20 protein-coding genes and 1 rRNA gene are annotated in these 24,782 nt (G+C 57.2%); 18 read left to right on the forward strand and 3 right to left on the reverse strand.

Annotated features, from left to right (window positions below; translation table 11 throughout):
• Positions 1–33: 33 nt before the first annotated feature.
• Complete coding sequence (locus tag FYJ74_RS04505) at positions 34–663, reverse strand: DedA family protein (protein ID WP_154528384.1); 630 nt, start codon at positions 661–663, stop codon at positions 34–36.
• A 327-nt stretch (positions 664–990) separates the two neighbouring features.
• Here FYJ74_RS04505 and FYJ74_RS04510 point away from each other — a divergent pair, with 327 nt between their 5' ends.
• A complete protein-coding gene (locus FYJ74_RS04510; protein ID WP_154528385.1) occupies positions 991–1,671 on the forward strand; it encodes a hypothetical protein in 681 nt (226 codons plus the stop codon).
• A 311-nt stretch (positions 1,672–1,982) separates the two neighbouring features.
• Here FYJ74_RS04510 and FYJ74_RS04515 read toward each other — a convergent pair whose 3' ends face one another.
• Positions 1,983–2,291 (reverse strand): hypothetical protein, encoded by a 309-nt coding sequence (locus FYJ74_RS04515; RefSeq protein WP_154528386.1) that lies wholly within the window; start codon positions 2,289–2,291, stop codon positions 1,983–1,985.
• Here FYJ74_RS04515 and rpoD point away from each other — a divergent pair.
• The 10 genes from rpoD (at position 2,281) to FYJ74_RS04565 (ending at position 16,079) form a co-directional block, all read left to right on the forward strand.
• Positions 2,281–3,696 carry an RNA polymerase sigma factor RpoD gene (gene rpoD / locus FYJ74_RS04520; protein ID WP_229769335.1) on the forward strand — a complete coding sequence of 472 codons (1,416 nt, stop codon included), beginning with the start codon at positions 2,281–2,283 and terminating at the stop codon, positions 3,694–3,696. The genes FYJ74_RS04515 and rpoD overlap by 11 nt on opposite strands.
• A gap of 296 nt (positions 3,697–3,992) precedes the next feature.
• Positions 3,993–5,345 carry a trigger factor gene (tig, locus tag FYJ74_RS04525; RefSeq protein ID WP_326830867.1) on the forward strand — a complete coding sequence of 451 codons (1,353 nt, stop codon included), beginning with the start codon at positions 3,993–3,995 and terminating at the stop codon, positions 5,343–5,345.
• Positions 5,346–5,427: 82 nt separating this feature from the next.
• Complete coding sequence (gene clpP, locus FYJ74_RS04530; RefSeq protein WP_154528388.1) at positions 5,428–6,006, forward strand: ATP-dependent Clp endopeptidase proteolytic subunit ClpP; 579 nt, start codon at positions 5,428–5,430, stop codon at positions 6,004–6,006.
• Between the two features lie 82 nt (positions 6,007–6,088).
• Positions 6,089–7,387, forward strand: a complete 1,299-nt coding sequence (gene clpX, locus FYJ74_RS04535; RefSeq protein WP_154528389.1) for an ATP-dependent Clp protease ATP-binding subunit ClpX — start codon at positions 6,089–6,091, stop codon at positions 7,385–7,387.
• Between the two features lie 3 nt (positions 7,388–7,390).
• Positions 7,391–9,709, forward strand: a complete 2,319-nt coding sequence (gene lon, locus FYJ74_RS04540; RefSeq protein WP_154528390.1) for an endopeptidase La — start codon at positions 7,391–7,393, stop codon at positions 9,707–9,709.
• Positions 9,706–10,302 carry a ribosome biogenesis GTP-binding protein YihA/YsxC gene (yihA, locus tag FYJ74_RS04545; protein ID WP_154528391.1) on the forward strand — a complete coding sequence of 199 codons (597 nt, stop codon included), beginning with the start codon at positions 9,706–9,708 and terminating at the stop codon, positions 10,300–10,302. The genes lon and yihA overlap by 4 nt, the downstream gene beginning before the upstream one ends.
• A gap of 29 nt (positions 10,303–10,331) precedes the next feature.
• Positions 10,332–13,037, forward strand: coding sequence for a valine--tRNA ligase (locus FYJ74_RS04550; RefSeq protein ID WP_154528392.1), 2,706 nt, complete (start codon positions 10,332–10,334; stop codon positions 13,035–13,037).
• Between the two features lie 9 nt (positions 13,038–13,046).
• Positions 13,047–14,351: a bifunctional folylpolyglutamate synthase/dihydrofolate synthase gene (locus FYJ74_RS04555; RefSeq protein WP_154528393.1), complete on the forward strand. Its 1,305-nt coding sequence runs from the start codon at positions 13,047–13,049 to the stop codon at positions 14,349–14,351.
• Entirely contained in the window at positions 14,338–15,087 is a 750-nt protein-coding gene (locus FYJ74_RS04560) for a polyphenol oxidase family protein (protein WP_120372015.1), read from the forward strand. The genes FYJ74_RS04555 and FYJ74_RS04560 overlap by 14 nt, the downstream gene beginning before the upstream one ends.
• A 44-nt stretch (positions 15,088–15,131) precedes the next feature.
• The gene (locus FYJ74_RS04565) at positions 15,132–16,079 is read left to right on the forward strand and encodes a Gfo/Idh/MocA family protein (RefSeq protein WP_199674672.1); all 948 of its coding nucleotides are present in this window, start codon (positions 15,132–15,134) and stop codon (positions 16,077–16,079) included.
• Between the two features lie 215 nt (positions 16,080–16,294).
• On the opposite strand, the gene FYJ74_RS04570 is transcribed toward FYJ74_RS04565, so the two are convergent.
• Positions 16,295–18,640 (reverse strand): autotransporter family protein, encoded by a 2,346-nt coding sequence (locus FYJ74_RS04570; protein WP_154528394.1) that lies wholly within the window; start codon positions 18,638–18,640, stop codon positions 16,295–16,297.
• Positions 18,641–19,217: 577 nt separating this feature from the next.
• On the opposite strand from FYJ74_RS04570, the gene FYJ74_RS04575 reads away from it, so the two are divergent.
• The 7 genes from FYJ74_RS04575 to FYJ74_RS04605 all read left to right on the forward strand — a co-directional run.
• Positions 19,218–19,448, forward strand: a complete 231-nt coding sequence (locus tag FYJ74_RS04575) for a flagellar biosynthesis protein FliR (protein ID WP_154528395.1) — start codon at positions 19,218–19,220, stop codon at positions 19,446–19,448.
• Between the two features lie 310 nt (positions 19,449–19,758).
• Positions 19,759–21,318 (forward strand): acyl-CoA carboxylase subunit beta, encoded by a 1,560-nt coding sequence (locus FYJ74_RS04580; RefSeq protein ID WP_120372012.1) that lies wholly within the window; start codon positions 19,759–19,761, stop codon positions 21,316–21,318.
• A 15-nt stretch (positions 21,319–21,333) separates the two neighbouring features.
• Entirely contained in the window at positions 21,334–21,750 is a 417-nt protein-coding gene (locus FYJ74_RS04585) for an OadG family transporter subunit (protein ID WP_229769336.1), read from the forward strand.
• Between the two features lie 78 nt (positions 21,751–21,828).
• Positions 21,829–22,236 (forward strand): biotin/lipoyl-containing protein, encoded by a 408-nt coding sequence (locus FYJ74_RS04590; protein WP_154528396.1) that lies wholly within the window; start codon positions 21,829–21,831, stop codon positions 22,234–22,236.
• 140 nt (positions 22,237–22,376) lie between these two features.
• Complete coding sequence (upp, locus tag FYJ74_RS04595; RefSeq protein WP_120372010.1) at positions 22,377–23,474, forward strand: uracil phosphoribosyltransferase; 1,098 nt, start codon at positions 22,377–22,379, stop codon at positions 23,472–23,474.
• Positions 23,474–24,340: a glycosyltransferase family 4 protein gene (locus FYJ74_RS04600; protein ID WP_154528397.1), complete on the forward strand. Its 867-nt coding sequence runs from the start codon at positions 23,474–23,476 to the stop codon at positions 24,338–24,340. Before upp ends, FYJ74_RS04600 begins: the two co-directional genes overlap by 1 nt.
• A 316-nt stretch (positions 24,341–24,656) precedes the next feature.
• A 16S ribosomal RNA gene (locus FYJ74_RS04605) occupies positions 24,657–24,782 on the forward strand; the annotation flags it as partial.

The following is a 24,782-nucleotide window of genomic DNA, read 5'->3' on the forward strand; positions in this document are numbered from 1 at the left end:
CTCTTGGGGCGAATCTGCCGTGAAGAAGACGCACTATCGGCTCTTTTTTGATTCCTGACGTGTTTTCTGGCGCCAGATATAAAACGCCACGATAACTGTGCAGGCGGCGCAAAGAACCATGCTGATCTCGGAAAGATACCGCTGGATCAGCGATTTATTGGCTCCCAGCCAGTACCCAAGCAGCGTCAGGATGACCACCCAGATGCCGGCGCCGAGCGTCGTATAAAAGCAAAAGCGCGTCAGGTTCATGCGAGCGATCCCCGCCGGCAGCGAAATATACTGACGAATCACCGGGATCAAACGGCCGACGAACGTGCTGATGTGCCCATGGCGTTCGAAGAACGAATCGGCTTTGTCAAGAACCTCTGGCGTGATCCCGAAATGTTTGCCGTACTTGACGAAGAAGGGGCGCCCAAAGCGCAGCGACAGCCAATAATTAAACAGCGCTCCCAACAGACTGCCCGTAATTCCTGCAAGAAGCACCCAAAGCAGCGACATTTGTCCTCCGTGGGCCAAAAAGCCGGCCGGAGGCATAACGACTTCGCTGGGGAAAGGGAAAAAAGACGACTCCAGGAACATCAGCGCGACGATTCCCGTATACCCCAGCGAGCCGATCGTATCCACCAGCCAGCTGACTAAACTGCTAAAAACATCGCTTAGCATGACTTCACCCCGCTCGATGATTTTCTAAAGACCCGTGATCAATTAAAAGTCCGATTGACCGTACCGTGCTTCGGGGCGAAAGGATGGACGTCGCGTCGCGACAAGTCCTTGATGGGCCCCTGTCTCGTGCGGTTTTCGGCGCCGCCTCGGCGCGGAAAAAAGCGTGCCGTCTTTTTCCCGAAAACCGGCATGAAGCACGGCGCTATTGTAGCATCATCGGACGTCTTCCGGAAAAAACAGGAACAGAGAACTTAAAAAATATTTCTTCCATTTGAGGCGTTCTTTGTGGGATAATAATATACAGATTTTCGAGAAGGAGGCTGTGCCGTGTGCCTGCCTTATTGGAACAGCGAACTTGACGTAGAAGTGGGATGCTGGAGTTTTTCCCGACGCGAGCACGGCGCCGTCTCCATGGCGGGGCTCCACAGCGAATTGTTGCGCGACCTTTCTTTTCAGGCGCTCTCCTTGGACAGTGAACTGCTGTATCTCTGCGGCAGTGAATGCGGCATCGCCGGCAGCATGATCTGGGATGAGTCTGTCCTCGAAAGAAGAACGGCTTCAAATGTGCCTCCGTTCACCCTTGTTTTCGGCTACAGTCGGGAAATGGAGCGTTTTTCGGGGCATTTTCTTACCCGGCGCCGAGGTCTGAAAGCCGGCGTGACGGAATGCACCTTTTGGAATGGGCAGATTGCCCTCATACGTTATAAAGTCATCGCCTATATGGCGGCGCTTCCGGTTTTTCATGAGCTGGAAGGACTCGTGGAAATGCGTGCGGACATGCAGAAATGGAAAAAAGGCAGCGCCCTGGTCCCTTTCTATGCGGAACGCTTCGGTTTTCTGCGCGCGCCTTTACCGTACGAAACTGACATTCCAGAGGACATGCTCGTCGTAAATAAGCTGGAGAATTTCCAGCTCGACGAGACCCGTTCGGTTATCGGACCATCCCCGTCTATCCCGTTGCCGGCTTTTTATGAGCTGACCATCGGTGACGGCAGCGAGGAAACATGATGGTGCTCATCCCTTGAGAATGTGAAGTTGATTGTTTGCGGAAAGATCTATCGGCCTTTTCGTCGTGGACGAAGAAGTGAAGGAGGATGTTCGATGGCTGTTCACAAAAAGAACAAGACTCTTGAACCCAAAGTGGGAGATTCCGCCGGGAACGTATCGGAGCAGGCTCAGTTGACCAGACGATCTCCTTCTGCTCCGAAGAGTCCGAAGGCGAAGAAGGCGTCATCTTCCGACAAGAAAAAAAACGCATCCGGCTTTGAATCGGGAAATAAGGCGGTTGAAAAACACGTGAACAGCGAAGAATCCAAGGTTCATGAGAAAAAAAAGGCTCCCGCGGCAAACGCGCCGGTTCCTGCAAAGAAGAAAACCGTAAAGAAAGAGGCTGACATCCAGGCGGGCGTTTCCTCTGAAGGGAAGGGCGCAACGAAGAAAACCCCGAAAAAGACTGTCGAGACATCTGAAAAAGCCGTCAAGAAAAAGAAAAAGGTGACGGCGAAGGGAAGCGATCCGAAAGCTCCCGCCGCAGAGAAGCCGGAGAAGCAATCTCCGGCCAAGAATGAGGCAAAGAAAACGAGCAATAAAAAGAAAAGCGCTCCGGAGCGCATCAAGTTGACTTCCACGCTGGATGCGGTTCCCAAAGAACCCGACGATCCGTTTGCCGAGGTCCCCGCAGACGAAGACCTCGACAATTTCAGCGGCCCCGACGCGGAGGATCTCGCCGAGGTGGGAACCGACGATGAGCTCGACGAAAATCTGGCTCTTGAGGGAGAACAGGGAGGAGACGATTCGGAGGAATCTTCTCCCGGCGAAATCTCGGAAAGCGATCCGGACTATCTGCGTTCCATGATGAGTCATATCCGCGGGCTTATCGTGCAGGGCCGCAAGACTGGCTATGTGACTCACAAGGATATCGAAAAATATATTCCCGCAGATTACTGGAGTTCCGAGATTCTGGACAATGTTTTCATTAATTTGACGGAGCTTGGCATTCAAGTGCTGGATGATTCCGCTCAAGTTTCATCAAAGGATAGTAATTCAGCCAAATCGAAGCGGCCTTCGAGAAGCAGGGCGAAAATTTCTGAGGAGGGAGAAAGCCCCGACGTTTCGGGCGATGACGACAGCGCGTCTGATTTCGCCTCGTCCGGCGGCGACGAAGCTCCCGGTTACGGGGAAGAGCTTGGACGCATGGAAGACGTGCCTCTGTCCGATCCCGTGCGCATGTATCTGCGCGAGATCGGCAAAGTTCCCCTCTTAAGCGGAGAGAAGGAACGCGAGCTGGCGATCAGGGTCGAAGCCGGCGACGCGGAGGCGAAACAGCAGATCATCGACGCCAATCTTCGTCTGGTCGTCAGCATCGCCAAAAAATACATCGGCCGCGGCATGCTGTTCCTCGACCTGATCCAGGAAGGCAATCTCGGCCTGATCCGCGCCGTGGAGAAGTTCGACTACCGCAAAGGTTTCAAGTTCAGCACCTACGCCACGTGGTGGATCCGTCAGGCGATCACCCGCGCCATCGCCGACCAGGCGCGCACGATCCGCATCCCCGTGCACATGGTGGAGACCATCAACAAAATGGTGCGCATTTCCCGCCAGCTCGTGCAGAAACTTGGGCGCGAACCCAGCGACGAGGAGATCGCGCACGAAATGGAGATCGAAAGCGGACGCGTCGAAGAGATCCGCCGCATCGCTCAACTTCCCGTCTCGTTGGAAACTCCCATCGGCGAAGAAGAGGACAGCCAGCTCGGCGATTTTATCGAAGACCGCAACATGCCCAGTCCCGAGGACGCCGCCGCCGGCAACCTGCTCCACGAGCAGATTGAGGAGATGCTCGACGCGCTCTCTGACCGCGAGCGCGAAGTGCTGCGCTACCGCTTTGGGTTGGAGGACGGACGTTCCTATACGCTCGAAGAAGTGGGGCGCCGCTTCGGCGTCACCCGCGAGCGCATCCGTCAGATCGAAGCCAAGGCGCTGAGAAAACTGCGCCATCCCAGCCGCAGCAAAAAACTTCGGGACTTTTTGGAGTAGTTTTTGAGCAACGACTGACGCAACCCTTCCTCCTCCCGCGCGTTGTGACAGGAGGGAGGGCTTTCTTATGCCCAGGGGCATTTTGGGCTCACGGGTATTTGTGTTCCGATAAAAATAACGTAAAAGACGGGATCTCCCCCAAAGGTTCAATAATTTTTTCGTCACAAAGAATGTTTTTGTGTTTCGGGTCTCTTGGAGCATAAAATAATGAAGATTCTTTGGCTTTCCTGTGATATACTTGTCCGAGTCGTTTTTTTATCACCATTGAGTTTAGGTTATTGAAAGGAGTGCTTCTTGTGAAATCGGAACTGCTGTCACAAGAAAAAAACATTGTAACCATCAAGGTAACCGTGGATCAGGCCGGTTATGCGGCTCAGCTGAAGAAAACCTATGCCGAGATCGCCAAACGGGTCAACATCCCCGGCTTCCGTAAAGGGAAGGCCCCGAAAACGGTGCTGGAAATGCGCCTTGGCAAAGACTCGATCATGAGCCAGGCGTTCGAAGACATGCTTCCCAAAGTTCTTGACGAAGTCTGCGCCGAGTATGATCTTGAGCCGATCGCTTCGCCTGTCGTCGACGATCTCGACATCAAGGAGGGCGAGGACGTCTCTTTTACTGTGAAGTACGAGGTCGAGCCCGAGGTGACTCTTCCCGAGTTCTCGGATATCACCGTTGATCTGCCGGTGTTTGCCGTCAGCGAAAGCATGGTCGACGAAGCGCTCGAAAACATGAAAAAGAGATTGTCCACCTACAAGCCCGTCAATCGGCCCGCTCGGCATGGCGATAAGGTTCGCGCCGCCTACAGCCTGGTCGTGAAAGACGACGACGGCAAAGACATCCTGTCTCACGAACCCCAGATCGACACGTTTGAACTGGACAACCTTTCCATGCGCCCCGAGATCGTCGAGGCCCTGACGGGAACCGAGGCAGGGACCAAAAAGCCGGCCGACATCAACGTCGCCGACGACTATCGGGACAAGGCGGTCGCCGGCAAAACGGCTCACTATGAGTTCGATGTCATCGAAGTTCAAGAGCCGGTCGCTCCGGAGATGAACGAAGAGTTCTTCAGGAAAGTCACCGCGGAGAACGTACACAGCGAGGAGGAACTGCGCGCCACGATCCGCGAGAACCTCGACAAGCGCCTGAAGGCCGACGCTCGGACCGCGGCCGAGAACGAAGCGATCGCGAAGATCACCGAGGCTTCTCAGGTCGAATTGCCCGACTCGATGGTACGGCGCCAGCGGGAACATCTTCGCAAGCGTTTCGAGGAGAACGTCAAACAGCGGACGAAGATGAGCCTTGAGGAATATTACAAATCCGAAGGGCACGATCTTAAGGAACTCGAAGAGAATCTCGAGAAAGACGCTCGCCGCGACGTGATGGGGTATCTCGTGGTTGATGCCTGTGCCAAAAAATTCGGCGTCTCCGTACGAAAAGAGGATCTGGACGGGGAGATCTCCCAGATGGCCGCCAATTACGGCATCTCCAGCGACAGCATCAAAGATATGCTGAAGAAGCGTCCGGAGGACTTCGAGAACATGATCTCTCAGGCGCGTTACCGCAAGACGCTGCAGGCGATTATGGAAAAAGTTAAAGTCAACGAAGTGAAGAAGGGTGTTGACGCTGAAGCGCCTGCCGCTCAGAATTAAGGTTTTCCCTCGTTGCTGCGGCAGATACGATGCCGCGGCAATTTTTTTTGAAAGAGAAGCAGAAAGGAGCCTCGATTTCAACATGTATATTCCTTTTGTAATAGAACAGACCGGCCGAGGAGAGCGCTCTTACGACATTTATTCGCGGCTGTTGAAGGACCGCATCGTTTTTCTTGGTGACGAGATCAACGACGACGTGGCCAACGCTGTGGTGGCTCAGCTGTTGTTTCTGGAAAGCGAAAGCCCGGAGCGCGACATCAGCATCTATATCAATTCCCCCGGAGGTTCGGTTTCGGCGGGGCTGGCGATTTACGATACCATGCAGTTCGTGAAATGCGACGTGTCTACCATTGTCGTCGGCATGGCGGCCAGCATGGCCGCGGTGCTGCTTTCGGCGGGGGCTGCCGGCAAGCGCATCGCTCTTCCGAATTCCCGCATCATGATTCACCAGCCTCTCGGCGGCGCGCAGGGACAAGCCAGCGACATTGAAATCCAGGCCCGAGAGATCATCAAAACCAAGGAAACGCTGAACAATATTCTTGTGAAACATACGGGACAAAGCATGAGAAAAGTCAGGGGCGACACGGATCGAGATTTTTACATGACGGCGCAGGAAGCTCTTGCCTATGGCATTGTGGACAAAGTGATCGACAAGCGATAGAACGGGATGACGTTGAAATTCTTGATCCTCTCTCTCTTGTTGTTTATGATAAAACAGGCTGGTATCGGAAGGGATGACTGCCATGGCACGCACTGACGACAAAAATCGCAAGAATCCGCGCTGTTCATTCTGTGGCAGAAGCGCCGAAGACGGGATCACTCTGATCTCCGGTCCGGAAGGAATCAACATCTGCAGCGAATGCATAAAAATCTGCAACTCCTATCTGAGAAATACGGCGGATCTTGACGAGGCTTTTAACGATGTCGGGCAGCACGATGACAAGGTGATGTCGGCGCTGAAGAATCCCCCGCGCCCGAAAGAGATCAAAGAATACCTCGATGAGTATGTGATCGGTCAGGATTACGCCAAAAAGGCGATTTCTGTCGCCGTTTACAATCACTACAAACGGATTGTCACCGGTTTCAGCGGCGGCGAAGTGGAGCTGCAAAAGAGCAATCTGCTCCTGCTGGGGCCGACGGGGAGCGGCAAGACGCTCCTTGCCCAGAGTTTGGCGAAAAAACTCAACGTTCCCTTCGCAATTTCGGACGCCACGACGTTGACGGAAGCCGGATATGTGGGCGAAGACGTCGAGAACGTGCTGGTGCGGCTGGTTCAAGCGGCTGATTACGACGTCGCCGCCGCCGAACGCGGCATCGTTTACATCGACGAGATCGACAAGATCGCCCGCAAATCGGAATCTACGTCCATCACCCGCGACGTTTCCGGCGAAGGGGTACAGCAGGCGCTTTTGAAGATTCTTGAAGGGACGGTCTCCAACATCCCTCCCAAAGGAGGGCGTAAACATCCTCAGCAGGAATTCATTCAGGTCAACACGGCCAACATCCTCTTCATTTGCGGCGGCGCTTTTGACGGACTTGAAAACATCGTCGGCCGCCGCGTCAATAAGAAGGTCATCGGCTTCGACAGCGACATTCGCAACGGCACCGCTGCGGATCGCTACGACCTGCTGAGGCAGGTGGAACCCGAAGATCTCGTTTCGTTTGGTTTTATTCCCGAACTGGTCGGCCGCCTGCCGCTGCTCGTTCCTCTCCAGAGCCTTGACGCCGACGCTCTGGTGCGCGTTTTGACCGAACCGAAAAATTCCCTGGTGAGGCAATATCAGAAAAACTTCGAAATGGAGAACGTCGAACTGGACTATCGGGCGGAAGCCATTCGCGCGATCGCCGAAAAGGCGGCCAGCAAGGGGACCGGCGCTCGCGGACTGCGCGCGATCATGGAAAACCTGATGCTCGATCTGATGTATGAAGTTCCCTCATCCAACATCAAAGGACAAATCAAGAAAATCGTTATCACTCCGGAATACGTAGCGGGAACGGGGCAGCCTGAATACATCAAAAACGTGGAAGCGAAGGGGTTTTGACCGATGTTGTATGTGCTGCCTGCCCGTGATACCGTCATTTTTCCCGGAGTTCTTGTGCCGATTTTCGTCGGACGCCCTTCGACCTTGAAGGCCATAGAAATTGCGGCTACCGCGGAGAAACGCCGCATCTTTGTGGCAGCTCAAAAAAATCCTGAGGAAGAGAATCCGGGCCCCGCGGATGTATACGATGTCGGCACCGTGTGCGAGATGCTGCAGATGATCCGCATGCCCGACGGTACGATGAAGCTGCTGCTCGAAGGCAAAGAGCGCAAGCGCTGCCGCGCGTATGTGCTGCAGGACTCCATGCTGACGGCTGATCTTGTCTCCGTGCCGAGCGGCTACGTGGATAACGACCGCCTGGAAGCTCTGCGTCAGGAAGTGTTCCGCGAGTTTGAGAGCTACGTGACCTATCACCCCCGCCTGCCGGCTGAGCTGATCCAACCGGTCAGCGCCATCAAGGATCCCGGTCTGGCGGCCGACATGATCGCGGCGCACATGACCCTTGACGTTCAGCGCAAGCAGTCGCTGCTTGAATGTTTTCGCGTGGACAGCCGTCTCGAACTCCTTCTGAAATATTTGATTTCGGAGACGGAAATGCTGAAGCTGGGACGGGAAATCCACTCCAAGGTCCAAAAGGAGATCGACCAGAATCAGCGGGAGTATTTCCTGCGCGAACAGCTGAAAGCCATTCAGGAAGAACTGAAGATCGACGACTCCCCGGAAGCTCAGGACCTGCGCGACCGGGCCGCGAAGAGCGAACTGCCCGATTACGTCCGTTCGAAGGTCGAGAGCGAGCTCAAACGCATGGCGAAAACGCCGTCCATGTCGCCGGAATCGACCGTCATTCGAAACTACGTGGAATGGCTGCTTGACGTGCCCTGGTTGAAAAAGTCGGAAGAGCGGCTTGATATCGACGCCGCGAAAAAAGTCCTCGACGCCAATCATTACGGTTTGAAACGAGTTAAAGACCGGCTGCTCGAATATCTGGCCGTACGGAAGTTGGCCGGCAAGTCATCGCGGGCGCAGATTCTGTGTCTCGTCGGACCGCCCGGCGTCGGCAAAACGTCGCTGGGAAAGTCGGTTGCCCAAGCGCTGGGGCGCCGTTTCGTCAACTTTTCTCTGGGCGGAATGCGCGACGAGGCCGAGATTCGCGGCCACCGCCGCACCTACATCGGCGCTTTGCCCGGGCGCATCGTGCAGAAATTGAAAGAAGCCGGCTGCAACAATCCCGTCATGCTGCTCGACGAAGTGGACAAAATCGGCTCGGATTTTCGCGGAGATCCTGCCAGCGCTCTGCTTGAAGTTCTCGATCCGGAACAGAATTCTCATTTTACCGATCATTATCTTGAAGTGCCCGTGGATTTGAGCGACGTGCTTTTCATCACGACGGCCAACGTGTCCCATACGATTCCGGCGCCGCTGCTGGACCGTATGGATGTGATCGAACTTTCCAGTTATCTGCCCGAAGAAAAGTATCACATCGCCAAAGACCATCTGCTGCCCCGCATCTACAAGGAAAGCGGCCTGACGAAGAAAGACGCTGTCCTTTCGTCGGCGGCGTTGAAAGCCGTCATTGCCGATTACTCTCACGAGTCCGGCGTGCGCGAGCTCGATCGGCGCCTGTCCACGCTGTTCCGCAAGATCGCCCGCGTAGCCTTGGAACGGGAAGAACGGGGCGAAGCGCCGCGCAAAGTCAGCATTGGGGTCAAAGATCTGGCGGGGTATCTGGGCGCGCCTCACCGTCCGGACGTAAGAATTCCCAGAGAACCGCAGACAGGCCTTTCCGTCGGGCTGGCCTGGACGGCTGCCGGCGGCGACGTCCTGATCATCGAAGCCGTGAAGATGCCCGGCAAGGGAGAACTGCAGCTGACCGGCAATCTTGGCAAGGTCATGCAGGAATCGGCGATGACCGCTCTGGGATTCATCAAATCCCATTGGCGTGAGCTGACGAATCAGGCTGAACCGAAATGGGGCGGCGTAGGACTGCATCTCCACGTTCCCGAGGGCGCCATCCCCAAGGACGGACCTTCAGCCGGCATCACCATGGCGATCTCGCTCTTCTCCGCTTTGAGCGGCGCGAAATATCGTCCCGGCTACGCCATGACCGGCGAAATTTCCTTGCGCGGCGACGTGCTGCCGATTGGGGGACTGCGCGAAAAAACGCTGGCGGCCAAACGCTACGGCATTTATAATCTGTTTATACCGGAAGCGAACCGGGCCGACGTGGAAGACATGGAACCCTGGATTAAACAGGGCGTTCGTTATGTTTTCGTCTCTCAGGCCGCGCAAGTCTTCGAAGAAGCGTTGGAGGGCGGACGATGATCACGTGGAAGGCGTCGCTGCGCTGTACCGCCTATAAAGTCCAGCAGTTTCCCGCAGGGAATCTGCCCGAAGTCGCTCTGGCGGGACGGTCCAACGTCGGCAAATCTTCGCTGCTGAACAAACTGGCCGGACAGAAACTGGCTCACGTCAGTTCGGAGCCGGGAATGACCCGCAGCGTCAACTTCTTTGACGTCCAGGCGCCTCATCCCTTCACGCTCGTCGATCTGCCGGGATTTGGCTACGCATCCCGCAGCAAGGACGAACGCAGGGGCTGGGCCGCGCTGATCGATGGCTATATCAAACGCCGCGAAACTCTGGCCCTGGTGGTTCATTTGGTGGATATCAGGCACGGCCTGCTGGAGAAGGACCGTGAACTTCAGGAATGGCTCAAAGCTTTGGGCGTGCCGATGCAGGTAGTTTTCACCAAAGCCGACAAGATCGCAAAAACGAAACGCAAGAGCGTTGTCATGAAATATGTCGAAATGGGCCTTTCTTCGTGGAGCCTGCCTTTGGCCTGTTCAGTCGACGAGCCCGAGACGATTGAAACTCTGAAAGCGCAAATCGATCTTTATCTGACCTCTGCGCTGAAATAAGTTCGACTTTGACTAGGGAGGAAAAACAAATGGCCTCGCGCAACACAGAGCTGTCGAAAACATACGACCCCGCGCCTCTCGAGGGAAAATGGTATCAGTGGTGGCTGGATCATAATCTTTTTGACGCAAAGATTGATCCGGAGAAGAAAGCTTTCTCAATCGTGCTTCCGCCGCCGAACGTCACCGGAGCGCTGCACATGGGCCACGCTTACGACCACACGTTCCAGGACATTCTGGCGCGTTACAAGAGAGCGCGCGGATACAGCGTGCTCTGGCTGCCCGGGACGGATCACGCCGGCATTGCCACGCAGAACGTGGTGGAGCGTCGCCTCGCCAAAGAGGGCATGTCGCGCTGCGATTTGGGGCGCGATGCCTTTGTGAGAAGAACCTGGGAGTGGAAAGAGGAGTACCGCAACCGCATCGTCGATCAGATGAAGAGCTTGGGCGATTCCTGCGACTGGAAGCGCGAGCGTTTCACGATGGACGAAGGGCTTTCCCAAGCCGTTCGTACGGTGTTTTGCCGTCTCTATGAAAAAGGCCTGATCTACAAGGGAAAGTACATTGTCAACTGGTGCCCGCGCTGCCATACGGCGCTCTCCGACATCGAAGTGGAACATTCCGAAGCGATGGGGCACATGTACTATGTTCGTTATTATTTCAAGGACAGCGACGAGTACATTATGATCGCCACGACGCGCCCGGAAACGATCATCGCCGACGTGGCGGTGGCGGTGCATCCCGGCGACGAAGCGCACGCCTATGCGATTGGCCGCGAAGTGATCGTGCCGATGACGGGCGGCCGTCTTGTCGACGGCAAAATGAGCGGCGGACGGGCGGTCCCCGTCATCGCCGACCGCATGGTCGATCCCGCTTTCGGGACCGGCTTCGTGAAGATCACTCCGGCTCACGATCCCAACGACTTTCAGGTCGGACGTACGCATGGCCTCGAGCCGATTCAGGTGATCGACGAGGACGGGCACATGATCAACATGACCGAGGCCGCCAGAGAGATGGAAGGCATGCCCGTGGCCGAGGCGCGCGTCAAGAGCGTGGAGATCATGCAGGACGAAGGCGTGCTCGAAAAGATCGAAGAGCTGCCTCATCAGGTCGGCCATTGCTACCGCTGCGGCACCACCGTGGAACCCTACCTGTCGGAGCAATGGTTCGTCAAGGTGGCCCCGCTGGCCGAACGCGGCGTCGCGGAATCGAAGGCCGGGCACATGCGCTGGATCCCTCCGCAGTGGGATAAGACGTATTATCAGTGGATGGACGGCGTGCGCGACTGGTGCATTTCCCGTCAGCTGTGGTGGGGGCATCGCATTCCCGCCTGGACCTGCGGGGACTGCGGTCATATCGTAGTTGCCGAACACGATCCCGAGTGCTGCCCCAAGTGCGGCTCCAAAAGGCTGAAACAGGACGAGGACGTTCTGGACACGTGGTTCAGCAGCGCGCTGTGGCCGTTTTCCACGATGGGCTGGCCCGAAAAGACCGAGGAACTGAAATATTTCTATCCGACGTCGGTCATGGTCACGGGATTCGACATTATTTTCTTCTGGGTGTCGCGGATGATCATGATGGGGCTGGAGTTCATGGATGAGGTGCCTTTCCGTGACATCTTCATCCATGCCCTGGTGCGCGACGAAAGGGGACGCAAGATGAGCAAGTCTTTGGGGAACGGCATCGACCCCATCGACATGATCACGCTGTACGGCGCCGACGCGCTGCGCTTTACGGTCGCGGCCCTGACGGTCCAGGGGCGCGACATCCTGCTTGGCCCTGCGAAGATCGAAAACTACAAACGCTTTATCAACAAGATCTGGAACGCCAGCCGTTTCGCGCTGATGAGTCTCGGCGACGAGGATCATGAAGGACAGCCCAATCCTCAGCATATGCGCCTCCATGACCGCTGGATCCTCGAACGGCTGCGCCGTCTTGACGACGTCGTGACGCAGGATATCGACGGATACTTCATCGGCGAAGCCGCGCGCGAGCTTTACGAGTTCATGTGGGGCGATTTCTGCGACTGGTACATCGAACTCTCCAAGCCGGCGCTGTACGGCGACGAAGGCCCCGAGCGCCAGGAAACGACAAAGCGCGTGCTGCTGTGCGTCTTCAAGGATGCTCTGCGTCTGCTGCACCCTTTCATTCCTTTTGTGACAGAGGAACTCTGGCACGCTTTTGCCTTTGGCGAGAAGCCGATGGAACTTGAGTCCTGGCCTGACGCTGCCGCTTACGCCGTTGACCAGGCGTCGGTCGCGGAGATGGACGAGCTTCAGGAATTTATCCGTTCCATCCGCAATCTGCGCGCCGAAGCGGGGCTGCCGCCCAGCCGGAACGTGCAGCGCATCGTGCTGCGCGGTCCCGATCAGGCGTTCGAGCCGGTGCTCGAGGCCAATCTCGACCTGATCAAACTCTCCGCCAAGGTCGACGCCGTCGAAGTCGTCGCGGCCGACGCGCCCAAACCACGCCTGGCGCTGAGTTCGATCGTCAAGGCCGGCCAGGTGTTCCTGCCCGTGGGCGACCTGCTCGATCCGAAAGCGGAGGTCGAACGTCTGCAGAAAGAATTGAAGCAGGTCGAGGCCAATCTGGCCCGCAGCGAGAAGAAACTCTCGAGCGAGAGTTTTGTGGCCAAAGCACCGGAGGATGTCGTCGAGACGGAACGTCAGCGCGCCGACGAGTCGAAGAGCCGCCGCGTTCGCATTCTCGAAAACATTGCCAGCTTGTCGGAGGAATAATCAATTAAAATGGATCGTTTCGAGTGTTGGGATGCTGTCGAAAAGCGCCTGAACTCTCTGACAAGCCCCGAGTCGATTTCGGGGCTTGTTTTTGTAGAGAAAGTTTTTGAGGAACTGGGAGATCCGTCGAGATTTCCTGCCGTTCATATCGCCGGAACGAACGGCAAAGGTTCTACGGCCGCCTGTCTCGATTCCATGCTGCGCGCCGCAGGATACAGGACGGCCCTGTACACGAGCCCGCATCTGACGTGTTTGGGCGAGCGGCTCCTGGTCGACGGGCAGATGCTGAGCTGCGAGAAATGGCTGGACGCTCTGGAGCGGGTCGATGCGGTTTTGAAAAAGCTGCCGGAGGTCCGTCTGGGATATTTTCAGGCGCTGACGGCGGCTGCTTTCTGGCTGATTGAGCAGGAGAAGGTCGATGCTGCGGTGATCGAAACGGGGCTGGGCGGACGGCTCGATGCCACGAACATCCTGCGCCGGCCTCTGCTGAGCGTTATCACTCCGCTGGGAATGGATCACATGCATTTGCTCGGCAACAGCCTGAGCGAGATCGCCGCGGAGAAGTTCGGCATCGTCAAGCCGGGCGGAAAAGCTCTGTACTGCGGCGGCGAGACGGCGCTGAACGAACAGTTCCGCTCTCGCTGTGCGGAGGTGGACGCGGCCGGCGAGATCTTTTCCGAGCGCTGTCGAGTTGCCGGCGTGCAAACCTCTTTGGACGGGAACTGCTTTACCTATGCGGGGCCGCAGGGAACGCGGCGCTGCTTCGTCCGGCTCGCGGGGCTGCATCAGCCTGAAAACGCTTCGCTGGCGCTGCGGGCCCTGGAAATGATTTCCGACCGGCTGCCGGTCGGCGCCGGGGCGATGGAAAAGGGGCTGGCGGAAGTTTCCTGGCCGGGACGCATGGAGGTCATGCACCGTAATCCCGACGTGATTCTGGACGGCGCTCACAATCCCCACGGCACGGCCGCGCTGATCCGGTCGCTGAAAGCGCTTTACGGCGACCGTCCGCTCAGCTTTGTCTACACGTCCATGGCTGACAAGGATTACGCCGCCTCGTTGGCGCTGTATGCCCGGGCGTTTCCGCAGGCGCGGCTGTTCTGCGTGGAGCTTGAAGGTGCGCAGCGCTGCGAAAGCGCCGAGATTCTGGCGCGGACGGCGGCCGCTTTCTCGTGGGGGGGCGAGCCGCTGGCGGTGAAAGATCCGCTGACGGCTCTGCAAACCGCCGTGGCGCTGGGCAATCCCGTGATTCTTTGCGGAAGTCTGTACTTCATCGGCACGGTCAGGAGGCGGATAAAGGACGATGGATGGCTGTAAATCTTTTACGATCGCGCCGCATTGCGGTTTTTACGATTATCCGCTGCCGCCGCGGGCTCCCTTTCATGTGCGGATCTCCTTGAAAGGCGTCCGCGCGCAGGACGAGATCGAGCGCCTGGCGGCGCGTGCCCCGTTTGTCCTGCTCAGCCAGGTTCACGGCACGCGCGTTCTCTCCGCAGACCGGGCGCTCCGCTATCCCGGGAAAGATCGGGCCGACGGTCTGCTGATCGCACCCGGAGATGCGGCCTGCGGACTGCGCTTCGGAGACTGCGCGCCGGTGCTGATCCTGTCCTTGGGGATGAAGCCGTGGATTCTGGCGTTGCATTCCGGCTTCAGGGGAACTTTGAAAAATATCTGCGCTTCGGGAATGGCGCTGGCCCGCGAAAAATTTGGCAGCGCCGCTCCGCAGGACCTTTATGCGTGGGTGGGGCCGTGTATTTCCGGAACGTGCTACAGCCGCCGCATGGACGATCCTTCTACGGCCGAAGCTCTGAAAATCTTTGATCCGGAGGCCGTCCGCGTTTCGGCCGAATACGCGCTGATCGACCTGAAAAAACAGATCGCCAGCCAGCTGCGGGAACAGGGCGTTCCTGCCGAACGCATTTTCCTCGAATCCCAGTGCACATGCTGCCAAACCGATCTGTTCTACTCCCACAGACGCTCCACTCGAGAAAACGACCCGCGAATGCTTCTTACAATACAGACTGAAAGGCCACAAAAATCGGAGTGTACGTGATAAGATAAAAAGAGCAGTGTAACATATAAAACGGGGTGAATCATGTGGGGAGCATCCGAGTTGGCGTCATCGGAGTAGGACATCTTGGCCGTATCCACGCGCGCATATACAAAGAACTGATGGGAGCAAAGCTGGTTGGCGTCGTTGACAGTTCTCTCTCAGCCGCAGAGGAGATTGGAGCGCAGTATGGCGTGCCGGCCTATACCGACGTGGACCGTTTCGTTGGCGAACAGAGCCCCGAAGCGATCAGCGTTGTCGTGCCGACCGTTGCTCATTTTGACGTGGCCAGCCGTCTGGCCCGACAGGGGATTCACCTGCTGATCGAGAAACCGGTAACGAGCACTGTGGAGCAGGCCTCGGCGCTTTTGGATATCGCCCGGGACAACGGCATCGTTCTCCAGGTCGGGCACGTGGAACGGTTTAACAGCGCGATTCGTTATCTTGACGGCGAGATCAGAAACGATCCGCTCTGCATACAGTCACGCCGCCAGGGCCCCTTTTCGTCGCGGATCGGCGACGTGGGGGTCGTGCTCGATCTGATGATTCACGACATCGATATTGTGCTTTCGCTTGTCAAATCCGAAATTGCGGCGATCAACGCGATGGGCCGCAAGATCCGCACGAATCACGAAGATCTTGCCGTCGCTCAGATCGCTTTCGAGTCGGGAGCGGTCGCCGACATTCAGGTAAGCCGGGTGGCGGAGCGCCGCCTGCGCCAGATGGATGTGATGTGCCGCGACAAGTACTATTCCGTGAACTTTGAAACCCAGGACGTAATGGTTCATCACGCGCCGCAGACGTCGGCCGCCGGGAGTTTGATCGAAGTGATCGAGCATCCTCTGCTGCCGAAAGGGGAGCCGCTCAAGCAGGAGCTTCAGCACTTCATGACCTGCGTGCGCGAGGGGCGCCAGCCTCTGGTCGGGATTTCGGACGGCAAGCGGGCGCTCCAGGTGGCTGTGGACATATTGAAACAGATTCATTTTCAGGATTGATGCCAATTTCGTTAAAAAGGCTTCGTGCCTTTTCATACTGTTTCTTGACGGAACGTATTAAGGAACCGCTGATCGATACAATACTATCTTTTAATTAAAAAGGCGCTTTCTCCAACGACAGGAGAAAGCGCCTTTTTCATATTGGTACGGATATTGCGGAACAGATTTCCGATGCTGTACTATTTCGAAGAAAAAATTTGGATATGCTTTGTTTTTTACAGCTCAAAACGCAGACCGGCGTTCCATTTCCATTTTTCTTTGAAGTCGCTGCCGGCGCTGCGCATCACGTCGAAGTAACCGTAAGCGGCCGGTCCGACGCGCAACGAGCCGCCGATACCATACTCGAACCATGTGTCGCGGAAATCGTCGCTGGTCTTGACCGCGGCGGCTCCCTTGCTCATGGTCACGTCGTAATCGCCGAGGAACTCGCGCATCAGATTCAGCCGCGCGTACAGCACTCCCTTGGCAAAGCTGCGTCCCGCCTGTACGCCGACTCGTCCGACAAGACTCGAAAAGTTTTCCTGTTCCACGCTGACGCCGGTGTTCGTCGCGTAGTCGTCGCCGCGCAGCCAGCCGAACGTCAGCTGCGCTTGCGGTTCGACGTACCAGCCGCTTTCGAACGCGAACTTCTTGCCGTACTCGCCGCTGAGCGAGAGAGCAAAGTTGCGGAATTCGCCCTCGATCGCCCTGTCGTGGCTGTCGTAGACGGTGTAGTCGTTTTTCAGGCTGCCGGCGCGCAGCACCACATCGATGTAGTCCCCCGTCGGGCGGATGTCGGTGCAGTACAGGCTGACGGTCTTGCCGTCGTTGTCTCCAGTGCCCCTGCGGTAGTCGCTTTCGCCGTCGAGATAGCTGAACGAAGCGCCGTAGTGTCGTCTCGTGCCGTCGGGCAGCAGCTTGAGGAAATCGTACCCCAGCTCGTAGGCGCTGTACTTGTTCTCCAGGCCGTACTGTCCGGCGCGCTCGAATTTGCTCTGACTGACCCTGAACCACGCGCCCTTGGCGCCGCCGTCCAGACGCAGCTCGCCCAGGCGCGAATGCAGCTGGTCGTTGGCCGTGCGCCAGGCGTGGTAGTTCACGGCGTTCGCCGCCGCGTCGATGCGCACGGTGGTCGTCGGCTTGGGCTTGTCCGGCTCAACGGGATCGGGGACGATCGTGACCTTCTTCAGATACCACTGCGTGTCGAACATGTTGTACTCCATTTCGTCGCCGGCGGCGCGGTCGGCGCGTCCCAGCTCGTAGGCGTTCCAGTAGAGAGCGCCCTCGGTGTCGCCGGCGCGGAACTCGCCCTGTTCGTTTTTGACGAAAGCCAGCACCGTTCCTTCCGCGCCCTCGGTGCCCGCGCCCACGTTGACCAGGTCGATGCGGTGCGATCCTTCGTGCGTGCCGTAGACGTACAGCCGGTCGCTCTTTTTGTTCTCCGGGTCGATATCCATTTTCACGGCGCCGTTGCCGCTCATGCGGCGATACACGTTGAGAGCGCGCATTCCCGCCTTGGGGAACCCGGCGTCGGCGTAGGTCACGTCGACAGCGCTCGTTTCGTCAAGATGCAGATCGCTGAGCGAACTTGTCGCGGTCATCATCCACCGCGCGCCGCGCTCGAACCGAAGGCGCACGCCCTCGTCGAGGGCGCTGTCCCGTTCCAGTCTGACGCAGTAATCCACCGTTCGGCCGCGCAGCCAGGAATCGGCCGTAGGGAAACGGACGAGCAGCTGGTTCCCGCGCAGCGTATCGGTGCCGCCCCCGTATTGCGCCGCGCCGAGGTTGCCGTCGATCTGCACGGTCCCTCCGCCGAGAGCCCCGTCGGTGTTGATCTCGATGCGTCCGTCGCGGCTGCCCGTCAGTCCGAACGAATCGGGATCCGTGACGCCTGAGCCCGTCCACCCACGCACGGTGCCGACGCCGATGTCGCCGGAGATCGTCAGTTTCTCCTTGGCCTGCACTTCGATCCAGCTTCCGTTCGCAAAGGCGCCGTCTGTCATGACAGTGCGGTGCGTCTGCGTACTTTCGAGCCCCGGATAGTGAGCCTCGTTGACGAAAAGGTTGATGTTCCTGCCGATCAGCGAAATACCGTGCGCGGTTCTTCGCGGCGCGATCAACGCTTCCTGTTGCCATAAACGGACGGCGCCGCCGATGGTAATGGCGTCCATCGGCGCGTCTTCCGTGCCGATGGAAAGGATTTTATGATGCTTCTGCTCGTTCGCGGTCAGCACGAGGCCGGTCGTCTCGGTGTAGTCGAGCTTGAGCGTTTTGCCTTCGACGATGACCAGCGTGTTGTCCTCCACCGGCGCCGGCGTGGGAAAAGCTCCTTCCCACTGGAACGCGTTGACGTGGCCGCTGCTCAAAGAGATGTTATCGAAGGGCTGCCCGCCCGCGTCCAGGACTCTGTAAACCTTCAGCCCGTTGACGACGCCGCCCGGCGTCAGCTGAGCCGCGGGGAACGAGTCCGCGTTGCTGTAATCGGCGGCCTGAATTTTCCACGGGCTGCCGAGCGACAAAACGCCCGCCAGCGACAGGATCCAAAAACTTTCTGCGATGTTTCGCTTCCACTGTGTGACCATGCATACCTCCTGAATTAATGTGTGACGTGCTTCGCCGAACTTCCTTTTCGCCGCGTCGCTTCGGCGTGTCGGCGCGGGGGCGATGGAAGAAGTTCGTGCAATACCAAACGAAATGAGGATTGAAGTTTGTTATAATAAATATATATGTGTATAGTAAGCAGTAATATATCGGATTATGCTGTCAAATTATCGTATTTATTTGTGATTTATTTAGCATTCGGAGCGCCGCCGGGTTCTTCTGTGGCCGAACCCGTCTCGAAAGCCGGTTGAGTCACCCGCGTTGTTATTTTTTGCTAAATTTTGTCCAGCGCTGAAACGCTGCTTATACATGGAGCGGAGCGATGTCTTTAAAGATAGTTCTATGGCTGAAAAACAGTCTTCTTTTGAAACGCGGCATTTCCGATGCTGCCTTTCAATTGAAAATCAGGGCTCGCTTTGCGAATCTTCCTCGCGGCCCCCTTGCGTCCGGCTTTCTGATTGATGAAGGAGTATTATTGCCGCAATCATTGGACTCACTGCCATAGGAATAGTGGATTGTGATATTATCGTCGTATATTTCGCACCCAGGAGGGACAACGTGGAAAAAAAGATCATCATGGGGCTCCCGGCCCTCAATTTTCAGGCCCTGTTGGGCCTCGTTCTCTTTGCGGCGACGTTCTTCCTTGTAAAGCTGATCCGCGGCGTTCAGACGGGCCGTTACCCCGGGGGCGGCGCGATGTTGATTTATCTTCGCTCGGTCTTGTGGCTCTGTCTTGTCGGCGGTCTGATGATGTTTTTCGGAGCGCTCCTTGGTTTTCGATATGTTTAAAATTCTGTCGGACGTGTTTCTCGCATTTTTTTAAGAATTCAGCAAGAAGAATAAGAGCTTTTTTCGTTATTCTCTGTTATTATTTGTAGGCGGTTTTCGCCTTCCTCCGTAGCCCTCGTGCGCACGGGAAAACAAGGAGCAATTCGTGATTGACTTTGCCCGAATTACTGATAGAGTATGATTATTGTTTTTTTTCGGCGAAGGAAAGGGCGAGCCCCATTCTTGTCAAGCGCCTCACGGATTGACGTCTGATGAGCGTTAAAGATAAACGGCGTTAACGGCAGTTCATATTTTTCAAGGAGGTACCAGTATGGCGGTAAAAACCATCGATGAGCTTTGCAATGTGCTTCTCGACAAGCGCGCCAAGGCGGCGGCCGGCGGCGGCGAGAAGGCCGTTGCCAAGCACAAGGCCAAGGGCAGTCTCACGGCTCGTGAAAGGATCGATCTCCTCATGGACGAGGGATCGTTCGTCGAGCTCGACGAATTTGTGGAACATCGCTGCACGAATTTCGGCATGGAGAACAAAAAATATTTAGGCGACGGCGTCGTCACGGGCTACGGCACGGTCGGCGGACGCATCGTTTACGTTTTCAGCCAGGACTTTACGGTTCTCGGCGGTTCTCTGGGACAGATGCACGCCGCCAAGATCTGCAAAGTCATGGACCTCGCCCTTCGCAACGGCTGTCCGATCGTCGGCATCAACGACAGCGGCGGAGCTCGTATTCAGGAAGCCGTTGACGCTTTGGACGGCTACGGCGGAATCTTCTACCGCAATACCATTTCCAGCGGCATCATCCCGCAGATGTCGGTCATCGTCGGTCCGACGGCTGGCGGCGCGGTGTACAGCCCCGCTCTGACGGACTACATCTTCATGGTTGACAAGATCAGCATCATGCATATTACGGGCCCCGCCGTCATCAAGACGGTGACCGGCGAAGAGATTTCCAGCGAGGAACTGGGCGGCGCCAAAACTCATAACAGCCGCTCCGGCAACGCGCATTTCTTTGCCGCTTCGGAGCAGGAATGCTTCCGGCAGGTTCGTGACGTGCTGAGCTACTTGCCCAGCAACAACATGGGCGACGCGCCCCGCGTGGCGACGAGCGACCCCGTCTCCCGCACGGAGATGGCCCTGCGCACCATGGTGCCTACCGACGCCAACAAGGGATACGATGTGCACAACGTGATCAAGGCCGTGGTTGACGACGGCAAGTTCGTCGAGGTTCAGGCGATGTGGGCCAAGAACATCGTGATCGGCTATGCCAGTTTCGACGGCATGCCGGTCGGCATTGTCGCCAATCAGGCCAGCGTGATGGCGGGATGTCTCGATATCGACTGCTCTGATAAGGCGAGCCGTTTTATCCGTCACTGCGACGCCTTCAACCTTCCGATCGTGACGTTCGTCGACGTCCCCGGCTACCTGCCCGGCAAGGCGCAGGAGTGGGGCGGCATCATCCGTCACGGCGCCAAGATGCTGTACGCTTACAGCGAGGCTACGGTGCCCCTGATCACGGTGGTGATGCGCAAAGCTTACGGCGGCGCTTACATCGGCATGTGTTCCAAGGCTCTGGGAGCCGATTCTGTCCTTGCCTGGCCTCAGTCGCAGATCGCCGTCATGGGAGCGGCCGGCGCGGCCAATATCATCTTCCGCAAGGAGATCGAAGCGGCCAAGGATCCTCAGGCTGAGCGCGCCGAGCTCATCAGCGAGTATGAAGACGCCTTTGCGACGCCGTACCAGGCGGCCAGCCGCGGCTATGTCGACAAGGTCATCCTCCCCGAAGAAACCCGGTACGAAGTCATTCAGGCGTTGAAGGCTCATCGCACAAAACGTCAAGCCCTGCCCCGCAAGAAGCACGGCGTCATGCCCAACTAGTGAGGAGGAAGAGCGATGCCCGCTACCGAAGCAGTAAAAACATTAGCAGCGTCCTTTGGAGGAATGGGCGGTGCTACGGCTCTTTCCCTGATTGCCTTCAGCGTCGTTTTCCTCGTTTTGGCGGGACTGACGTTGGTGATCTTTGCCATGCGCGTTGTTTCCAAAGTCGCCGGCAATGGAAAACCCCCAGCGGCTGTTTCCGCCCCTGCGCAAGTTGCTGCAGGCGCTGCTCCCGCTCACGTCGGAGCGGCCTCGGACGACGAACTCGTGGCCGTTATCGCGGCGGCGATCGCGGCGCAGACGGGGACTGCGATGTCCATCAGATCGATCGTTCCGGCCGGCGTGCACCTGATCGGCAGCGACGAAACGCCATGGATCGCCTGCGGACGCATTGAGGCGCTGCAGGGAGCTCTCTCTGACCGCTGGAATTAGCGACTGACGGTTCGGGTCAGTGCGCCTGAAATCCGAAAAAATATCTTAATTGAAAAACAACTGAGGAGGATACTCATAATGTCGATGTATAAGATTACCGTGAATGGCAAGTCCTATGACGTAAACGTCGAGCCTCTTGCTGGCGCCGCTCCTGTCGCGGCGCCTCAGGCGGTTCCCGCTGCGGCGGCGCCCGCTGCTGCTCCTGTTGCAGTTACCGCGCCCAAGGCGGCGCCCGCTCCGGTGGCGGCGCCGGCCGCTGCCGCTCCGGCGGGCAGCACGGAAGTGACGGCGCCTATGCCCGGCAAAGTCCTGCGCGTCCTTGCCAAGGTGGGCGACACCGTGACGGCCAATGACAATCTTCTGATCCTCGAGGCCATGAAGATGGAAAACGAAATTCCCGCCGGCCGCGACGGCAAGGTGCTGGAGGTCCGCGTGAACGAAGGCTCGGCCGTGAACAGCGGCGACGTTCTCGTGGTTATTGGCTGAAAACTGCCGGTCCCGAAGGCGAGGCGTCCACTTTTTGTGGATGACCTCGCTTTTTTTATGCAACTGTGGCAAAATAGCTTTGTTCCGTATAAATGACTGGAGGTCGGCGAATCAACTTCTTTTGAGGGGGAAATTTCATCGTGAAAATTCTTATTGGTTCCGATCACGCGGGGTATGAGCTGAAGCAGAAGGTCATCGCTCATTTGACGGGGCGTGAGGGCTTGGATGTGCAGGATTTTGGCACCGACACGGCGGAGGTTTCCTGCGATTATACCGATATCGCTCTGCAGGTGGGGCGCAGCGTGGCTCACGGCGACGCCGACTGCGGCATTCTGGTCTGCGGTACGGGGCTGGGCATGGAGATCGCCGCCAACAAGGTCTCGGGAGTTTACGCGGCGGACTGCTGGAATAAAGAGGTTGCGGCCCTGAGTCGCCGTCATAACAACGCCAACGTTCTGACCCTGGGAGCGCGCGTCATCGATGAGCCGACGGCGATGGAAATCGTCGATACCTGGCTGGCGACCGAATTCGACGGCGGGCGCCATGTGCGCCGCACGCAGAAGATCTGCGCCTACGAACGCAGCACGAATCGAGCCTTTATGAACGATGCCGGTCAGGTGGTGGTTTTCGATCATCCGCTCGTGCAGCACAAGCTGAGCATTATCCGCGACAAGAACACGCCCGTGAAGACGTTCCGCGAGACGGTGGCGGAGATCGCTTCGCTGATGGTCTACGAAATCACCCGCGATCTGCCCCTGAAGATGATCGACGTGGAAACTCCGATCACGCGCACCAAGGCCTATGCACTGGCGGGCAAGAAACTGGCCATCGTGCCGATCCTGCGCGCGGGGCTGGGCATGATGGAGGGCGTGTTGAATCTGATCCCCAACGCGAAGGTCGGGCATATCGGCCTTTACCGCAATCCGGAGACGCTTCAGCCGGTGGAGTACTACTGCAAGCTTCCGGGCGATATCGAGGAACGCGATATTTTCCTGCTCGATCCGATGCTGGCGACCGGAGGTTCCTCGGCGGAAGCCATCAGCCTGATCAAAAAGCGCGGCGGCAAAAAAATCTCTCTGGTTTGCCTGATCGCCGCGCCCGAGGGCGTTTCGGTCGTGCACGAGCAGCATCCCGACGTGAATATCTTTGTCGCGTCTCTTGACAGTCATCTGAACGAGCACGGTTATATCGTTCCCGGCCTTGGCGACGCAGGAGACCGTATTTTCGGAACTCGTTGATGAAGCCGTTCTGGCTTTTTGTGATCTTTCTGTTGTGGGGCGGCGGGATGACTCCCATCGCCATCATGTTGGCGGAGCGTTACGGCATGATGGATTACCCGGATCAACGCAAGATCCATCATGACCCGGTGCCGCGCGGTGCCGGGCTTGTTTTGTGGAGCGGTTTGCTGATGTGGGCGTTGCTCTTTGCCCGGGTTTCGTTCGAACTGAGAATCATCGTGACCGGCGCGACGATCGTTTTTTTTGCCGGCTACCTGGACGACATGCTTTCTCTGTCCCCGCTCGGACGGCTGGTCGTGCATTTCTTTGCAGCCGCCGTGTCGTTGCTCATGGTGGGACAACAGGATGCGTTGCATATGGGCGTTCTGTTGTTCTGGGTCGCCGGCGTGACGAACGCTTACAACTTTATCGACGGTATCAACGGCTTGGCTCTTTCCATGGCCTTTCTCAGTCTGAGCTTTATCGGCTGGATGAGCGCTTCGACTGAGGTTGTGCCGGTTATCGCCATGATCGCAGGGGTCTTTTTCTGGAATTTCCCCAAGGCGAGAACTTTCTTGGGGGACGGCGGCGTCTACCTGCTGGGGTACTTTACCGCGGCCGTTACGGTGCTTTGGCTGCTGCCGATGAATCTCGGCATTTACAAGTTCTGCGCGTTGCTGCTTTTCGTCGGCGGCGTGCCTGTGATCGACACCCTGGCGGCGATCGTCCGTCGTGTCGCCGCGGGGAAGTCGCCTTTTTATCCCGACCGGAGTCATATTCATCATCGTCTGCTGGATAAAGGCCTGTCGCCGTTCGGAGTGCTGGTGGTCCTGAGTTTTCTGCAGATCGTCAGTTTGTCCTGCGCCTATCTGCTCCTGCGTCCATAGGGAAAAGCCGTCGTCCTCAGGGCAATCGCTTACGGAAAATCTCTCGAGAAAATTGCCAGGAGCCCCATGAGGAGAAAACGCAACTTAGAAGTTGCAGATGCTGAAGACCTGCAGCACGTGCAAATACGGGATGAGGCGCAAGCGCAAGCTCTGCATCTTCGGACTTGGCATCCCTACGAGATGACAAATCGGGGCTTGCATTCTTAAAAGAGTAGTGGTATATTAACCCGGTCGCGCCGAAAACGGTCGCGATGCAGCACCTTGAAAAGTGAATATGGTGAAGAAGAGACAGCTAGTGTATGAGCTCGATCAATTTTTAACGGAGAGTTTGATCCTGGCTCAGGACGAACGCTGGCGGCGTGCTTAACACATGCAAGTTGAGCGGAGATGGATTGAGAGACTTCGGTTGATTGGTACATTTCAGCAGCGGACGGGTGAGTAA

This window comes from Pyramidobacter porci (genome assembly GCF_009695745.1).
Taxonomy (GTDB): domain Bacteria; phylum Synergistota; class Synergistia; order Synergistales; family Dethiosulfovibrionaceae; genus Pyramidobacter; species Pyramidobacter porci.

What these genes read in the sequence shown, in the direction of transcription:
- yihA (WP_154528391.1), top strand. Translation starts at nt 9,706, where the DNA reads ATGATCACGTGGAAGGCGTCGCTGCGCTGTACCGCCTATAAAGTCCAG.
- FYJ74_RS04560 (WP_120372015.1), top strand. Translation starts at nt 14,338, where the DNA reads ATGGATGGCTGTAAATCTTTTACGATCGCGCCGCATTGCGGTTTTTAC.
- FYJ74_RS04555 (WP_154528393.1), top strand. Translation starts at nt 13,047, where the DNA reads ATGGATCGTTTCGAGTGTTGGGATGCTGTCGAAAAGCGCCTGAACTCT.
- clpP (WP_154528388.1), top strand. Translation starts at nt 5,428, where the DNA reads ATGTATATTCCTTTTGTAATAGAACAGACCGGCCGAGGAGAGCGCTCT.
- FYJ74_RS04505 (WP_154528384.1), bottom strand. Translation starts at nt 663, where the DNA reads ATGCTAAGCGATGTTTTTAGCAGTTTAGTCAGCTGGCTGGTGGATACG.
- FYJ74_RS04585 (WP_229769336.1), top strand. Translation starts at nt 21,334, where the DNA reads ATGCCCGCTACCGAAGCAGTAAAAACATTAGCAGCGTCCTTTGGAGGA.
- FYJ74_RS04590 (WP_154528396.1), top strand. Translation starts at nt 21,829, where the DNA reads ATGTCGATGTATAAGATTACCGTGAATGGCAAGTCCTATGACGTAAAC.
- FYJ74_RS04550 (WP_154528392.1), top strand. Translation starts at nt 10,332, where the DNA reads ATGGCCTCGCGCAACACAGAGCTGTCGAAAACATACGACCCCGCGCCT.
- clpX (WP_154528389.1), top strand. Translation starts at nt 6,089, where the DNA reads ATGGCACGCACTGACGACAAAAATCGCAAGAATCCGCGCTGTTCATTC.
- FYJ74_RS04580 (WP_120372012.1), top strand. Translation starts at nt 19,759, where the DNA reads ATGGCGGTAAAAACCATCGATGAGCTTTGCAATGTGCTTCTCGACAAG.
- FYJ74_RS04600 (WP_154528397.1), top strand. Translation starts at nt 23,474, where the DNA reads ATGAAGCCGTTCTGGCTTTTTGTGATCTTTCTGTTGTGGGGCGGCGGG.
- lon (WP_154528390.1), top strand. Translation starts at nt 7,391, where the DNA reads ATGTTGTATGTGCTGCCTGCCCGTGATACCGTCATTTTTCCCGGAGTT.
- FYJ74_RS04570 (WP_154528394.1), bottom strand. Translation starts at nt 18,640, where the DNA reads ATGGTCACACAGTGGAAGCGAAACATCGCAGAAAGTTTTTGGATCCTG.